The sequence below is a fragment of the Streptomyces sp. NPDC056628 genome, from assembly GCF_042792555.1.
In the GTDB taxonomy this organism is placed as follows: Bacteria; Actinomycetota; Actinomycetes; order Streptomycetales; family Streptomycetaceae; genus Streptomyces.
In genome coordinates, this window is the sequence record NZ_JBHTWG010000001.1 from 139,398 (window position 1) to 153,617 (window position 14,220).

General features: G+C 73.0%; 12 protein-coding genes and 1 tRNA gene. 7 read left to right on the forward strand and 6 right to left on the reverse strand.

The genetic code is table 11. From position 1 onward, the window contains the following. Positions 1 to 80 precede the first annotated feature (80 nt). Positions 81 to 1,268 carry an SUKH-4 family immunity protein gene (locus ACFRAC_RS00565; protein WP_382919153.1) on the forward strand — a complete coding sequence of 396 codons (1,188 nt, stop codon included), beginning with the start codon at positions 81 to 83 and terminating at the stop codon, positions 1,266 to 1,268. 128 nt (positions 1,269 to 1,396) lie between these two features. On the opposite strand, the gene ACFRAC_RS00570 is transcribed toward ACFRAC_RS00565, so the two are convergent. Then, positions 1,397 to 2,626: an LPXTG cell wall anchor domain-containing protein gene (locus ACFRAC_RS00570; protein ID WP_382919155.1), complete on the reverse strand. Its 1,230-nt coding sequence runs from the start codon at positions 2,624 to 2,626 to the stop codon at positions 1,397 to 1,399. A 202-nt stretch (positions 2,627 to 2,828) separates the two neighbouring features. Continuing rightward, positions 2,829 to 2,900: transfer RNA gene (locus ACFRAC_RS00575), tRNA-Cys, on the reverse strand. 211 nt (positions 2,901 to 3,111) lie between these two features. Here ACFRAC_RS00575 and ACFRAC_RS00580 point away from each other — a divergent pair. The 6 genes from ACFRAC_RS00580 to ACFRAC_RS00605 all read left to right on the forward strand — a co-directional run bounded on the left by ACFRAC_RS00580 (position 3,112) and on the right by ACFRAC_RS00605 (position 10,523). Further along, positions 3,112 to 4,566, forward strand: a complete 1,455-nt coding sequence (locus ACFRAC_RS00580) for an MFS transporter (RefSeq protein WP_382919158.1) — start codon at positions 3,112 to 3,114, stop codon at positions 4,564 to 4,566. Positions 4,567 to 4,744: 178 nt separating this feature from the next. After that, positions 4,745 to 6,535 (forward strand): DEAD/DEAH box helicase, encoded by a 1,791-nt coding sequence (locus ACFRAC_RS00585; RefSeq protein ID WP_382919160.1) that lies wholly within the window; start codon positions 4,745 to 4,747, stop codon positions 6,533 to 6,535. 343 nt (positions 6,536 to 6,878) lie between these two features. Beyond that, on the forward strand, positions 6,879 to 7,520 hold the full coding sequence (locus ACFRAC_RS00590; protein ID WP_382919162.1) for an IclR family transcriptional regulator: 642 nt from the start codon (positions 6,879 to 6,881) through the stop codon (positions 7,518 to 7,520). A gap of 63 nt (positions 7,521 to 7,583) precedes the next feature. Then, positions 7,584 to 8,354 (forward strand): chorismate synthase, encoded by a 771-nt coding sequence (locus ACFRAC_RS00595; RefSeq protein WP_382919164.1) that lies wholly within the window; start codon positions 7,584 to 7,586, stop codon positions 8,352 to 8,354. Next, complete coding sequence (gene menC, locus ACFRAC_RS00600) at positions 8,351 to 9,460, forward strand: o-succinylbenzoate synthase (protein WP_382919165.1); 1,110 nt, start codon at positions 8,351 to 8,353, stop codon at positions 9,458 to 9,460. The genes ACFRAC_RS00595 and menC overlap by 4 nt, the downstream gene beginning before the upstream one ends. Positions 9,461 to 9,731: 271 nt before the next feature. Further along, the gene (locus ACFRAC_RS00605; protein WP_382919167.1) at positions 9,732 to 10,523 is read left to right on the forward strand and encodes a S16 family serine protease; all 792 of its coding nucleotides are present in this window, start codon (positions 9,732 to 9,734) and stop codon (positions 10,521 to 10,523) included. 10 nt (positions 10,524 to 10,533) lie between these two features. Here the strand turns inward: ACFRAC_RS00605 and ACFRAC_RS00610 are convergent, their stop codons facing one another. From ACFRAC_RS00610 to ACFRAC_RS00625, 4 genes are read right to left on the reverse strand one after another with little or no spacing between them, the layout of a single operon-like run. Then, a complete protein-coding gene (locus ACFRAC_RS00610) occupies positions 10,534 to 11,454 on the reverse strand; it encodes a glycine betaine ABC transporter substrate-binding protein (protein ID WP_382919893.1) in 921 nt (306 codons plus the stop codon). A gap of 35 nt (positions 11,455 to 11,489) precedes the next feature. Then, the gene (locus tag ACFRAC_RS00615) at positions 11,490 to 12,317 is read right to left on the reverse strand and encodes an ABC transporter permease (RefSeq protein WP_382919169.1); all 828 of its coding nucleotides are present in this window, start codon (positions 12,315 to 12,317) and stop codon (positions 11,490 to 11,492) included. Next, complete coding sequence (locus tag ACFRAC_RS00620; RefSeq protein ID WP_382919171.1) at positions 12,314 to 13,552, reverse strand: betaine/proline/choline family ABC transporter ATP-binding protein; 1,239 nt, start codon at positions 13,550 to 13,552, stop codon at positions 12,314 to 12,316. The genes ACFRAC_RS00615 and ACFRAC_RS00620 overlap by 4 nt, the downstream gene beginning before the upstream one ends. Beyond that, positions 13,545 to 14,192 (reverse strand): ABC transporter permease, encoded by a 648-nt coding sequence (locus tag ACFRAC_RS00625; RefSeq protein WP_382919173.1) that lies wholly within the window; start codon positions 14,190 to 14,192, stop codon positions 13,545 to 13,547. Before ACFRAC_RS00625 ends, ACFRAC_RS00620 begins: the two co-directional genes overlap by 8 nt. Between the last annotated feature and the right edge of the window lie 28 nt (positions 14,193 to 14,220).

Genomic DNA, 14,220 nt, shown 5'->3' on the forward strand with positions numbered 1-14,220 from the left:
GGACGACGGCCGGATGCGGTGGCCGGCCGATCAGGCCGTGTCGTGCCCAGGGGCGGTGAGCAAGCGCATGCGGGGGAGCCATGAGCACGACGATCACGACCCAGGCGGGTGACCGGACGATCATCCTGTCCGAGCCCGAACTCGACCCGTACGTCACGCACGCGTCCACGCGGCGCTGGCTGACCGGCCCCGGACTCCCCGGCGGCAACTCGGTGCTGAGCTTCGCCGAGCTGTCCCGCGCCGGTCTGCGCACGGTCGCCGACTCCACCGGGGACGCGGGCCGGCTCGCGGCCGAGCTGCGCGACCAGCTGGTGATAGGCGGACTGCTCGGCCCCGGCGGCCGGGAGACCGAGTCCGTCCTCCTGGACGGCGCGACCGGCGAGGTCTCCACGACCCATCTGCTGCACGACCGGCCCGACCTGATGGACCGCCGCGCCCTGGCGCCCTCTCTGCGCACCCTGGTCCGCTTCGCCGAGGCCACGGACGAACTGGCGGGTCTGCGCGGCCAGTTCGCCTCCTACGCCGGGCGGTACGGCACCAAGGCGGTCACGGAGGCGTCCCGGCATCTGCTGTCGGTGTTCGAGGAGGGCGCGGACGGCGAGCCCGCGCCGTTCTGGAAGATGGCCGCGCTGATCCGGCCGCTGGCGCTCGTCGCGGGCCGTGCCGGGCAGTCCGGGCTCGCCCTGGACCTGCCGCCGCGGCTGCTGGACGAGGAGTTCGGCCGGCGCGCGGTGGTCCGCTTCGAGGAGGTCGACTTCCCGGCCGCCCTCGGACACGAGCCGACCCGCCGCTTCCTGCGCGAAGTGGGCCTGCCGGAGGGCGGGTTCCTGTTCACGCTGGACACGGACGCGCCGCTGGCCGCCCTGGACGAGTACGAAGCCGACTGCGAGGCCTCGGCCGAACTGCCGCCGGGCGCCGCCTCCTTGATCCGCCTCGGCGACCTCGCGGAGGACGGCAGCCTCGTCCTCGACGGCGTGACCGGCGCGGTCCTGCACTGGAGCGGACGCGAGGCGCGCCTGTACCCGCTGAACACGGACGTCTCGACGCTCGCCTTCACCTTCTGGCTGCTGCACCGCGAGCGGGCGATCGACGCGGCGTCGGGCCACGAGTTGACGACCGCCACCTACGACCAGCTGGCGATGACGATGCTCCAGGTCCTGTCCGCCGTCGACCCGACGGGCACCGCGACGGGCGGCGCGGCCCGGCACTACTGGACCGAGGCGTTCCAGGACGAGACCGTCGGCGTACTGGAGTCCTGCGCCCGCTGACCCGGCGCGGGGCACTCCTGGGACCGACGGCCCCAGGAGCGTGCGCGCCCGCCGACCCGGCGCCGGTGCCCCCGGGACGAGCCGCCCCCCTGGACGAACTGCCCCAGGGAGCGGATGCCCGGCGTCCGTCAGCCGGCCTCGGTCCCCGCGGCGCGACGCCGGCGCACGGCCAGGAGGAGTCCGGCGCCCAGGGCCGCGGCGGCGGCAGCGGCGCCCGCGATCAGCGGGGTGCCGTCCGAGCCGGTGCTCGCCAGGTTCCCGTCCACCGTGCCGGTGCCGGAGCCGGAGCCGTCCGTCGAGGAACCACCGGTGCCGCCCGAGCCGCCGGTGGTCTGCCCGGACGGGTCGTTGCTGCCGGAGGAGCCGTTGCCCCCCGTGCCGCCCCCGCCGGAGGACCCCGCGGAGGGCGTCGGCTCGGGCTCGTAGTCGGTCGGGATGGCGACGCGGATGACGTCCTTGTCGTTGGCGGGGTTCTTGTCGAAGGCGGGGTGGATGTCGTACACCGACGTCGCCTTCACCTCACCCGTCGTCGTCTTGGTGTCCTCGCCGATCTCCAGCATGAACGTGAACAGCGCCTCCTCGCCGACGTCGAGCGTGTTGTCGGCCGGCGTGCAGACGTACGTCGACTTGCCCGGCGTGCCGCCCGGCCCGGTCGGGCCGTCGATGCCGAACGGCGCGCACGTCTTCGGCACCATGGAGGCGGTGGTGCCCTTGGGGATGCGAACCATCAGCGCCGTCTGGTCGTCGCTCTCCTGGTTCTGGATCCAGCCGGGCCCGTCGTTGCGCAGCCGCACGGTGATCGACTGCCGGTCGCCCGCCAGGGCCTCGGTGTCCTCCCCGACGGCCGCCAGGTCGGCCGAGCTGTCCGCCGTCAGCGTGAGCCGCCGGTGGCTGTCGTCGTACCCCTCGCCCGGGGCCTCACCGGTGGCGGAGGTGCCGTACTGGACGGCCTCCATCAGGGCCTCGGGCAGCGCCTTGAACCGCACGGGCGTCTCGATGGAGGCGCCCGGCTCGATGACCTCGTCGATCTCGCACAGCGCCTGGCGGACCCGGTCCTCGACGGTTGTGTAGGTGCAGCCGGGCACCTGAGCCGGGAAGTCCAGCCCACGGGTCAACCGGACCCGGAAGGTGAGTCCGTCCGCCGCGGCGGTGCCCTTGTTGGTGACGACGACGTCCTCGTCGTACACATCGCCGGGCTTGGGAGACGTCTTGGGCAGTTCCGAGATCACCAGGTTCGCCTCGCCCTCCTCCGCGTACGCCGAGGGAGCGGCGAGCGCGGGAACGGCGGCGGCGATCGCGGCGGCGGCCACCAGAGCGGCCGAGGTACGAAGGTGCGAGGTGCGGATGCGCTGGCGCACGGATGGGTCTCCTCGGTGGACAGAGAGCACGGCGGCGCCGAGGTCCACGACCCCGACACCAACAGGACCTCTCGTGGCCGCGGAGGGTTGTGCTCCCGTTCGGGGAGAGACGGGGGAGGAGCTGTGGGGCGAGGCGGAATGGGCGGAAAAAGGGGGCGGCACCTCGGTGGTGCCGCCCCTGCGTCGCCCGGTCAGGCATCGGAGGCCGTGGCGGGAATCGAACCCGCGTAACTCGCTTTGCAGGCGAGTCCCTGAACCACTCGGGCACACGGCCGTTCGCAGGCCCGGTGGGACGGGCCTGGTCGGTGGTTCGACCGTACGGGCGGGGTGGGACGGGGCTCAAGGGAAGCGTGCGGTCCGCAATGCGACTGCCACACCGCGTTCATGAAGCGGGCGGTCGTAGGACCGTCGTACGACCAAGGTCCGAGGCGGGGAGAGGCCCTCGACAGGGGTCAATGTCTGTCACGGCCCTTACTCTGGCGACCATGACTGCCCTCGAGCCGCGCGACGCCGATGTCGCCAAGACGTCCGCCGTCCCCTCCGCCGCCGCACCGGAGGAGTCCGTGCTGGGGCGGTCGTACCGGGCCCTGAGCATCGGGATCGTCTCCGTCGTGCTGCTCATCGCCTTCGAGGCGACCGCCGTCGGGACGGCGATGCCGGTCGCCGCGCGCGAGCTGGACGGGGTGTCGCTGTACGCCTTCGCGTTCTCCGGGTACTTCACCACCAGCCTGTTCGGCATGGTGCTGTCGGGCCAGTGGTCCGACCGGCGCGGCCCGCTCGCGCCGCTGACCTGTGGCATCGCCGCCTTCGGGGCCGGCCTGCTGCTGTCCGGCACCGCGGGGGCCATGTGGCTGTTCATCCTCGGCCGGGCCGTCCAGGGGCTCGGCGGCGGACTGGTCATCGTCGCCCTGTACGTCGTCGTCGGCCGCGCCTACCCCGAGCGGCTGCGCCCGGCGATCATGGCGTCTTTCGCCGCGAGCTGGGTCGTGCCGTCGATCGTGGGCCCGCTGGCCTCCGGCGCGGTCACCGAGCACCTGGGCTGGCGGTGGGTGTTCGTCGGCATCCCCGTGCTGGTGCTCCTCCCGCTGGGCCTCGCCCTGCCCCAGATACGCCGCCGCGCCGCCGGCCCCGTACCGGGCGCCGGGGGCAGCGCCTCCTTCGACCGGCGCCGTATCCGGCTCGCCCTCGCGATCTCCTTCGGCGCCGGGCTGCTGCAGTACGCCGCCCAGGACCTCCGGTGGATCTCCCTCGTCCCCGGCGCCCTCGGTGCCGCGCTCCTCGTGCCGGCCGCGCTCGGCCTGCTCCCGCGCGGCACCTACCGCGCGGCGCGGGGTCTGCCGTCCGTGGTGCTGCTGCGCGGCGTGGCCGCCGGGTCCTTCATCGCGGCCGAGTCCTTCGTGCCGCTGATGCTGGTCACCCAGCGGGGCCTGTCGCCGACGCTCGCCGGGTTCTCGCTCGCGGCCGGCGGTGTCACCTGGGCGCTGGGCTCCTGGGTGCAGTCCCGGCCGCGCGTGGAGCCGTACCGGGAGCGGTTGACGACCGCCGGGATGGTCCTGGTCGCCGCGGCCGTCGCGGCGGCGCCGAGCGTGCTGATCCACTCCGTGCCCGCCTGGACGCTCGCCGTGGCCTGGGCCTTCGGCTGCTTCGGGATGGGCCTGGTGATCTCCTCCACCAGCGTGCTGCTGCTCAAGCTCTCCGCCCCGGAGGAGGCCGGCACCAACTCCGCCGCCCTCCAGATCTCCGACGCCCTGTCGAACGTCGTCCTGCTGGCGGCGGGCGGCGCCGCGTTCGCCGCGCTGGGCGGGGGCGCGCTGAGCCACGCCCCGGTCGACCCGTCCGGTGCCGGTTCGCACCCGGCGGCGTTCGCGGTGGTGTTCCTGCCGATGGCGGCGGTCGCCCTGGTGGGCGCCTGGGTGACCACCCGGCTCCGGGAGCACTGAGCCCACCCCCGGCGAAGCCCTCCCGCTGTGACGTCAGTCCCACCCGCGTGTGACCCGGCCCGGTCCGCGCCGGGCGGGTGCCGGGCCGCCGGTAGGGTGGCCCGGTTGTCATACGCAGGCCGAGCCGCCCGCCCCGCGGACCGTGTGCGGCCCTTGAACCGACCCCCGTACGGAGACCGTGACTACCACCGCCGCCTCCTCGCACCACCTTTCCCCCGCCTTCCCCGGACGGGCCCCCTGGGGCACCGCGAGCAAGCTGCGCGCCTGGCAGCAGGGTGCGATGGAGAAGTACGTCCAGGAGCAGCCGCGCGACTTCCTCGCGGTCGCCACGCCCGGCGCCGGAAAGACGACCTTCGCCCTCACCCTGGCCTCCTGGCTGCTGCACCACCACGTCGTGCAGCAGGTCACCGTGGTCGCGCCGACCGAGCACCTGAAGAAACAGTGGGCGGAAGCGGCGGCCCGCATAGGCATCAAGCTGGACCCCGAGTACAGCGCGGGCCCGCTCGGCAAGGACTACCACGGGGTCGCCGTGACGTACGCGGGCGTCGGCGTGCGCCCCATGCTGCACCGCAACCGCGTCGAGCAGCGCAAGACCCTGGTGATCCTCGACGAGATCCACCACGCCGGTGACTCGAAGTCCTGGGGCGAGGCGTGCCTGGAGGCCTTCGAACCGGCCACCCGCCGGCTCTGCCTGACCGGTACGCCCTTCCGGTCCGACACCAACCCCATCCCGTTCGTGACGTACGAGGAGGGGGACGACGGCATCCGCCGCTCCGCCGCCGACTACACCTACGGCTACGGCTCCGCGCTCTCCGACGGCGTCGTGCGGCCCGTCCTCTTCCTCTCCTACAGCGGCAACATGCGCTGGCGCACCAAGGCCGGCGACGAGATCGCCGCCCGCCTCGGCGAGCCCATGACCAAGGACGCCGTCTCCCAGGCGTGGCGCACCGCGCTCGATCCGCGCGGCGACTGGATGCCGTCCGTGCTGCGCGCCGCCGACCAGCGGCTGACCGAGGTGCGCAAGGCGATCCCCGACGCGGGGGCCCTCGTCATCGCCTCGGACCAGGACTCCGCCCGCGCCTACGCCAAGCTGATCCGCGAGATCACCGGGCACAAGGCGACCCTCGTGCTGTCCGACGACGCCGGCGCCTCGAAGCGGATCGACGACTTCAGCGGCAGCGACGACCGCTGGATGGTGGCGGTCCGCATGGTGTCCGAGGGCGTCGACGTGCCCCGGCTCGCGGTCGGCGTGTACGCCACCACGATCTCCACGCCGCTCTTCTTCGCGCAGGCCGTCGGCCGTTTCGTACGGTCCAGGCGGCGCGGCGAGACGGCCTCCGTCTTCCTGCCGACCGTGCCCGACCTGCTCACCTTCGCCAACGAGATGGAGGTCGAGCGCGACCACGCCCTCGACAAGCCGAAGAAGGAGGGCGAGGAGGACCCGTACGCCGAGTCCGAGAAGGAGATGGAGGAGGCGAACAAGGAGCAGGACGAGGACACCGGCGAGCAGGACATGCTGCCCTTCGAGGCGCTGGAGTCCGACGCCGTCTTCGACCGGGTCCTCTACGACGGCGCCGAGTTCGGCATGCAGGCCCACCCGGGCAGCGAGGAGGAGCAGGACTACCTCGGCATCCCCGGTCTGCTGGAGCCGGACCAGGTGCAACTGCTGCTGCAGAAGCGGCAGGCCCGGCAGATCGCGCACAGCCGCAAGAAGCCGGACGCCGAGGCCGACCTGCTCGAGCTGCCCGCCGAGCGGCGCCCGGTCGTCTCGCACAAGGAGATGATGGAGCTGCGCAAGAAGCTCAACACCATGGTCTCCGCCTACGTCCACCAGAGCGGCAAGCCGCACGGCGTCATCCACACGGAGCTGCGGCGCGTGTGCGGGGGGCCGCCGAGCGCCGAGGCGACGGCCGGGCAGCTGCGCCAGCGGATCGCCAAGGTGCAGGAGTGGGCCACCCGGATGCGGTGACCCGGCGCGCCCCCGCGTGCCGCGAACTCGCGCGCCCCACAGGGCACCTCACGCCCGTCCCGCAACTCGGTGCGCCGTCCATATACGGGCGAACCCGTGCGGTCCGTACCAGCGCATGCCCGGATTCTGGACGGAGCCTTCCGCTCAGCGAACCGGCTTCGCTAATGTCCGCCTACGCACACGCCCCGTGGCAGCGCAGCCGCGGAGCGCAGCCGTGAAGCGACGCGGTCCGGAAGGCCGGACCGCCGGCCGATCGGCGGCCTCTGAAGCGCGTGACCGACGGGACTCGGTGACGCATCCGCCGCGACGAGGCCGTCGACCTCACCACTAAGGAGTGGGCGTCGTGACCGCGGAGACCTCTCAGACGCTCGACAGGGGACTGCGCGTCCTCAAGCTGCTGGCCGATACGGACCACGGACTGACCGTCACCGAGCTTTCCACCAAACTGGGCGTGAACCGGACCGTGGTGTACCGGCTGCTCGCCACGCTCGAACAGCACGCCCTCGTACGCCGCGACCTCGGTGGCCGCGCCCGCGTCGGGCTCGGTGTGCTGCGGCTCGGCCGCCAGGTGCATCCGCTGGTGCGCGAGGCCGCGCTGCCCGCGCTGCGCTCCCTGGCCGAGGACATAGGCGCGACGGCCCATCTGACCCTGGTGGACGGCTCGGAGGCGCTGGCCGTCGCCGTGGTGGAGCCGACCTGGACCGACTACCACGTGGCCTACCGGGCGGGTTTCCGGCACCCCCTGGACCGCGGGGCCGCGGGCCGCGCCATCCTCGCCGCCCGGAAGCAGCCCTCCGAGGGCCCCGGTTACACCCTGACCCACGGCGAACTGGAGGCTGGGGCGAGCGGGGCCGCCGCCCCGCTGATCGGCGTCACCGGCGTCGAGGGCAGCGTGGGCGTCGTGATGCTCGCCGACGCCGTACCGGAGCGGGTCGGGCAGCGGGTCGTGGACGCGGCCCGGGAGGTCGCCGAAGCGCTCCGCTGACGGTCCGCGGACCTGGCGCGCGGCCCCCTAGGCAGCCCCCGCGCCACCTCCGACACTCGTGTCATGACCTCACTGAGCATCCGCACCGTCCACGACCCCGCCGGGTTCGCCGCCGTCGCCGACTACTTCAGTGACGTGTGGAAGACCCCGCGCAGCGCGCCGCCGCTGCTGCCCGAGACCCTGAACAGCCTCGCCCACGCGGGCGGTGCGGTGCACGCCGCGCACGACGGGGAGCGGGTCGTCGGCGGCTGTGTCGCCGTGTTCGGGCCGCCGGCGGCCAGAGAGACGTACTCGCTGCTCGCGGCCGCCGAGCGGGGGCTCGGGCCGCGGCTCAAGGAGGCCCAGCGGGTGTGGGCGGTGGGGCTCGGGGCGCGCACCATGCGCTGGACCTTCGACCCGCTGGTGGGCCGCAACGCCCGCTTCAACTTCGTCAAGCTGGGCGCCGAGGGCACCGGCTACCTCGTCGACTTCTACGGACCCATGGCCGACGGCGTGAACGACGGCGACGAGAGCGACCGGCTGGAGGTCACCTGGGACCTGACCGGTACGCGGCGGCCGTCCGCCGACGCGACGGCCGTGCGCGAGGCCGCGCCCGTCACCCACCCGGCGCCGGACGGCGGGCCGCTCGCGCGCCGCGACCCCGGGGACCGGTACGTGTGGTGCCGGGTGCCGGACGACGTCGTGGCGTTACGGGCCACGGACCCCGAACTGGCCCTCGGCTGGCGGCGGGCCGTGCGCGAGGTGTTCACGAAGGCGTTCGCCGAGGGGTTCACGGCGACCGCCATGTCCCGCGACGGCTGGTACACCCTCACCCGCCGGGAGGACACCCCGTGAAACTGGAGCGCGTCGAACTGGTCCGGGTCGCGATCCCGCTCGTCACCCCGTTCCGCACCTCCTTCGGCACGATGACGACGAAGGACACCTTCCTGCTGCGGGTGGTCACCGACACCGCCGAGGGCTGGTCGGAGTTCGCCGGCGACCCGGAGCCGCTGTACTGCGCGGAGTTCGTGGCCGGGGCCGAGATCGTGCTGCGGGACGTCCTGCTGCCCCGGGCCGCCGCCCTGCCCGCGCTCACCGCCCACGCCCTCGGCCCGGCCCTGAGCGGCGTCAAGGGGCACGAGCTGGCGAAGGCGGCCCTGGAGACGGCGGTCCTCGACGCCGAGCTGCGGTCGTACGGCATGTCCCTGGCCACGTATCTCGGGGCGGTGCGCGAGCGGGTACCCGCCGGGGTGTCGGTCGGGATCCGAGCGACCGTCGGGGAGTTGCTGGACGAGGTCGAGGGGTACCTCGCCGAGGGGTACGTGCGGATCAAGCTGAAGATCGAGCCCGGCTGGGACCTGGAGCCGGTCCGCGCGGTGCGGGAGCGCTTCGGGGAGGCGGTGCCGCTCCAGGTCGACGCCAACGCCGCCTACACGCTCGCGGGCGCCGAGCACCTGCGGCGGCTCGACGCGTTCGGGCTGCTGCTGGTCGAGGAGCCCCTCACGGGAGGCGACCTGTACGCCCACGCCCGCCTCCAGCAGCGGCTCGCCACCCCCGTCTGCCTGGACGAGTCGCTGCACAACGCCCGCGACACCGCGTCCGCGATCGCGTTGGACGCCTGCCGGGCGGTGAACGTGAAACCGGCCCGGGTCGGCGGCTACCTGGAGGCGCGGCGCGTCCACGACGTGGCCCACGCGCACGGGGTGCCGGTGTGGTGCGGCGGCATGCTGGAGACGGGCATCGGCCGCGCGGCCAACCTGGCCCTGGCCGCGCTCCCCGGCTGCACCCTGCCCGGCGACACCTCGGCGTCCGCCCGCTACTTCGCCGAGGACGTCACGGAGCCCTTCGTCCTCGCCGACGGCCACCTGCCGGTGCCACGCGGCCCGGGCATCGGCGTCCGGCCGCTTCCGGAGACCCTGCGGCGCTTCACCACGGCGCGGCGGGACCTGTACCGCGGGTGAGGCCGCCGGGCGGCGGGGTTCCCCGGCACGGTGCGCGCGGCCTGTACCGGCCGGGGCCCCGAGGACCGGCGGACACCGGCCGGCGAGGACGCGACGGGCGGGCATCGAGGGATCGCCGGGCCATGGCCACCCGCGCGCGGCGGCGTCAGGCGCGGACCTGTACCGCGCGTGGGCCGCGCGGCACTCCGCGATCCGTGCCGCCCCGGCCGCCGCCCGAGGGGTCGCACCGGCCCCGGTCCGGGCCGACACGCCGCCACGTTAGATTTGACCCGTGCTCTCACGCCTCACGCGCCCCCGGGCCCTCGCCGTCTGTGCCCTGCCGGTGGCGGCCCTGCTCGCCACCGCGGCCTTCTCGCCCCTGCCGTTCTCGCTGGCGCAGCCCGGTCTGACGGCGAACGTGCTCGGCGACAACCGGGGCGAGCCGGTCATCACGATCTCCGGTGCGCCGACCCGGGACACCAGCGGCCAGCTGCGCATGACGACGATCGAGGCCACGTCGCCCGACACCGCGGTGCGGCTCGGCGACGTGGTCGACGCCTGGTTCAGCACCGACCAGGCGGTCATGCCGCGCGACTCGGTCTACCCCGGCGGCCGGAGCACGCGGGAGATCGAGCAGTTCAACACCCAGCAGATGAAGGAGTCCCAGAACGACGCCACCGAGGCCGCCCTGAACTACCTCGACCTCGACGGCAAGGACGTCAAGGTCACCCTGAAGCTCGCGGACGTCGGCGGCCCGAGTGCCGGTCTGCTCTTCTCGCTCGGCATCGTCGACAAGATCGACGGCGACGGCGGCGGCGGCGACCTCACGGGCGGCCGCACCATCGCCGGCACCGGCACCATCGACCCCGCCGGCAAGGTCGGCGCGGTCGGCGGGGTCGCCCTGAAGACGCAGGCCGCCCGGCGGGACGGCGCGACGGTGTTCCTGGTGCCGAAGGACGAGTGCGGCGACGCGAAGGCGGAACTCCCCGAAGGGCTGCGCCTGGTCCCGGTGACCACCCTGAAGGGCGCGATCGGCGCCCTGGACGCGCTCACGTCCGGCAAGGGCACGGTCCCGGCCTGCTGAGGCCGGGCGGTCACTTCACGAAGCCCTCCTGCTTCAGCCAGTCCAGCGCGACCTGGTGCGGGTCCTCCCCGTCCACGTCCACCTTCGCGTTCAGCTCCTGCGCCACCGCGTTGTCCAGCTTCTTCGTGATCGGGTCCAGGACGTCGGCGATGGCCGGCCACTTCCGCAGGGTCTTGGCGTTGATCATCGGGGCGGCGTTGTAGTTCGGGAAGAAGTGCTTGTCGTCGTCCATCACGACCAGGTTCATGGACTTGATCCTGCCGTCGGTGGTGAAGACCTCGCCGTAGGTGCAACTGCCCTTCGCCGTCTGGGTGTAGATGATCCCGGTGTCCATCTGCGTGATGTTCCGCGGCGGCACGTCCATGCCGTACCTCTTCTCCATGCCCCGCAGCCCGTCGGCCCGGTTGGCGAACTCGACCTCGACGCACAGCGTCACCGCGGACGGGTCGGACTTCGACAGGGCGGCCACCTCGGAGAGGTCGTCCGTGCGGTACCTGCGGTGGTTGGCCTGGTTCATGGCCAGCGCGTAGGTGTTGTCCAGCCGGGACGGCGGCAGCCAGGTCACCCCGTTGGCGGCGTCCTCCTTCTTCACCGCCTCCCACTGCTCCCGCGGGTCGGTGATCGGATCGCTGTGCCCGAGATACGTGATCCAGGCGGTGCCCGTGTACTCGAACCCGGCGTCCGCCTCCCCCTTGACCACGGCCTCCCGGCTGCCGATGGAGCCCTGGATGCCGGTGCGGTCCACCACCTCGGCACCGGCCGCCTCGAAGGCGATGCCCATCATCGCGCCGAGGATCAGCTGCTCGGTGAACGACTTCGACGTGACCGTCAGCTTGGCGCCCTCGAGGGGGTCGCCCCGCCCGATCGTGCCGGGCTCCACGTCGTCGACCATGGGGCTGCCGCTGGTCAGCCCGCAGGCCGCCGCCGTCATCAGCACTCCCGCCGCCAGCAGGACGGCCGGCCGCCTCACAGGTCCAGCCCCCTCGGCCGCAGCAGCACCTCGGCCAGCGACGCCAGCCAGTCCACCAGCAGCGCCAGCGACACGGTGAGGATCGAGCCCAGCACCAGCACCGGCATCCGCTGGTTGGTGATGCCGGCCGTGATCAGCACGCCCAGCCCGCCGCCCCCGCCGAACACCGCGAGGGTCGCCGTACCGACGTTGAGGACGAGGGCCGTGCGCACACCCGCCAGGATCAGCGGCACCGCCAGCGGCAGCTCGACCCGCGTCAGCACGCCCGCCGGGGACATCCCGATGCCGCGGGCCGCCTCCAGCAGCGTCGGGTCGTTCGCCTTGAGACCGGCGATCGTGTTGGACAGCACGGGCAGGACGGCGTAGACGATGATGCCGATCAGCGCGGCCCGGCGGCCGATGCCCAGCCAGATCACCAGCAGGGCGAGCAGCCCGATCGCCGGGGTCGCCTGGCCCATGTTGGCGAACGCCAGCGCCACCGGTGTGGCCTTGCTGAAGGCCCGCCGGGTCAGCAGGATGCCCAGCGGGATCGCGATGACCAGCACGAAGAACGTGGAGATCACGGTCAGTTCGATGTGCTCCCACAGGGCCTGCGAGACCTGGCCGTCGGAGAGCGCGTTCTCGGAGATCGGGTCGAGGTCGGCCTGCCGGAACCACAGCCAGGTCGCGAGCAGCAGCAGCACCAGCATCGTCGGCACGACGGTGAGCTTCTGCCAGCTCAGCTTGCGCGGCGGCCGCTTCGGGGGCGGGGGAGGGGGCGCCTCCTCGTCCTCGGGAGGGCCTTCCTCCCGCGTCGCCGCGCCCGGCGCCCGGGACGTGCTCACGCCGTCCGCCCTTCCGTGCCGCCCTCCTGCTCGGCGCGGGTGAGCCCGCTGCGCTGGCCCTCCAGCTCGTGCTGGGCCTCCAGCGCCTCCAGCCGGTCGGCCTCCAGCAGTTCGTGCACGGAGTTCATCAGCGTCTCCATGTCGACGACGCCCTCGTACTCGCCGCGCCGCCCGGTCACCGCCACCCGTCCGGTGTTGTCGGTGAGGACGGCCTCCAGGGCGTCCCGCAGGGTGGCGTCCCGGGTCACGGTGTCGCTGACCGGCGTCCCGGCCCGGGCCAGTGAACCGCGGGCGCGCATCAGGTCGCCGCGCCGCAGCCACTTGTAGGGGCGGCGCCGCTTGTCGAGCAGCAGGATCTCGTTGGTGCCGCTGGAGCGCAGCCGGTTGAAGATCTCCTGGAGCGGGTCGTCGATGGACACCGTCGGATAGTCGGTGATCTCCACGTCCCGCACCCGGGTCAGGTTGAGCCGCTTCAGCGCCGCGCCCGCGCCGACGAACCCGGACACGAAGTCGTCGGCCGGGTTGGTGAGGATCGCCTCCGGGGTGTCGAACTGGGCGATGTGCGAGCGTTCGCGCAGCACCGCGATCCGGTCGCCGATCTTGATGGCCTCGTCGAAGTCGTGCGTGACGAACACGATCGTCTTGTGCAGTTCGTGCTGGAGCCGGATCAGCTCGTCCTGGAGGTGGTCCCGGGTGATCGGGTCGACCGCGCCGAACGGCTCGTCCATCAGCAGCACGGGCGGGTCGGCGGCCAGCGCCCGCGCCACGCCGACCCGCTGCTGCTGCCCGCCGGAGAGCTGGCGGGGATAGCGGCCGTGGAACTCACCGGGGTCCAGTCCCACCAGGTCGAGCAGCTCCTCCACACGGGAGGCGATCCGCGCCTTGGACCAGCCGGTCATCTTCGGCACCAGGCCGATGTTCTGGGCGACCGTCAGGTGCGGGAACAGCCCGGCGGACTGGATGGCGTAGCCGAGGCGGCGGCGCAGCTTCACCGGGTCCATGTCGGTGACGTCCTCGCCGCCGATGCGGATGCGGCCGCTGGTCGGCTCGATCAGGCGATTGATCATCTTCAGGGTCGTGGACTTGCCGCACCCGGAGGGGCCGACGAAGACCACCACCTCGCCCGCCTTGATCTCCATGTTCACGTTGTCGACGGCGGGCTGCGGGCTGCCGGGGTAGCGCTTGGTCAGGTTCTCCAGCTCGATGGAGGCACCGTGGTGGTCGCTCTCAGACACGGATCCCCCTGGGAATGGTCAGCCGTCCGAGGACGACGTACGCGGCGTCGAACAGCAGCGCGAGGATGATGATCCCGACGGTGCCCGCGAGCACCTGGTTGAGCGCGTTGGCGCTGCCCAGCGAGGCCAGCCCCCGGAAGATCACGTTGCCGAGTCCGGGCCCCGACGCGTACGCGGCGATCGCGGCGATGCCCATCAGCATCTGGGTGGCGACCCGGATGCCGGTCAGGATCGGCGGCCAGGCCAGCGGCAGCTCCACCCGCAGCAGCTGCGCGAGCCGGGACATCCCGATCCCGCGGGCCGCGTCCACCAGGGACGGGTCGACGCCGCGCAGCCCGACGACGCAGTTGCGCACGATCGGCAGCAGCCCGTACAGCGTCAGCGCGATCACCGTCGGCGCCACGCCCAGTCCCACGATCGGGATGAGCAGGCCGATCATGGCGAGGGACGGGATGGTCAGGATGCCCGAGGTGGTCAGCGTGGCCAGGTTCCCGGCCCACTCGCTGCGGTACGTCAGCACCCCGATCAGCACCCCGATGAGGGTCGCCACCACCATGCACTGCAGGACCGCGCTGGCGTGCTGCAGGGCGTCGGCGAACAGCTGCTGGTGGCGGTTGCCCAGGTACTCCCAGAAGCTCACGAGGACTCACCCCCAGCTGATCGCGCCG

Bases quoted from the DNA above. Each gene is read 5' to 3' on its own strand.
- ACFRAC_RS00565 (WP_382919153.1), top strand. From the start codon at position 81: ATGAGCACGACGATCACGACCCAGGCGGGTGACCGGACGATCATCCTG.
- ACFRAC_RS00580 (WP_382919158.1), top strand. From the start codon at position 3,112: ATGACTGCCCTCGAGCCGCGCGACGCCGATGTCGCCAAGACGTCCGCC.
- ACFRAC_RS00595 (WP_382919164.1), top strand. From the start codon at position 7,584: ATGACCTCACTGAGCATCCGCACCGTCCACGACCCCGCCGGGTTCGCC.
- ACFRAC_RS00610 (WP_382919893.1), bottom strand. From the start codon at position 11,454: ATGACGGCGGCGGCCTGCGGGCTGACCAGCGGCAGCCCCATGGTCGAC.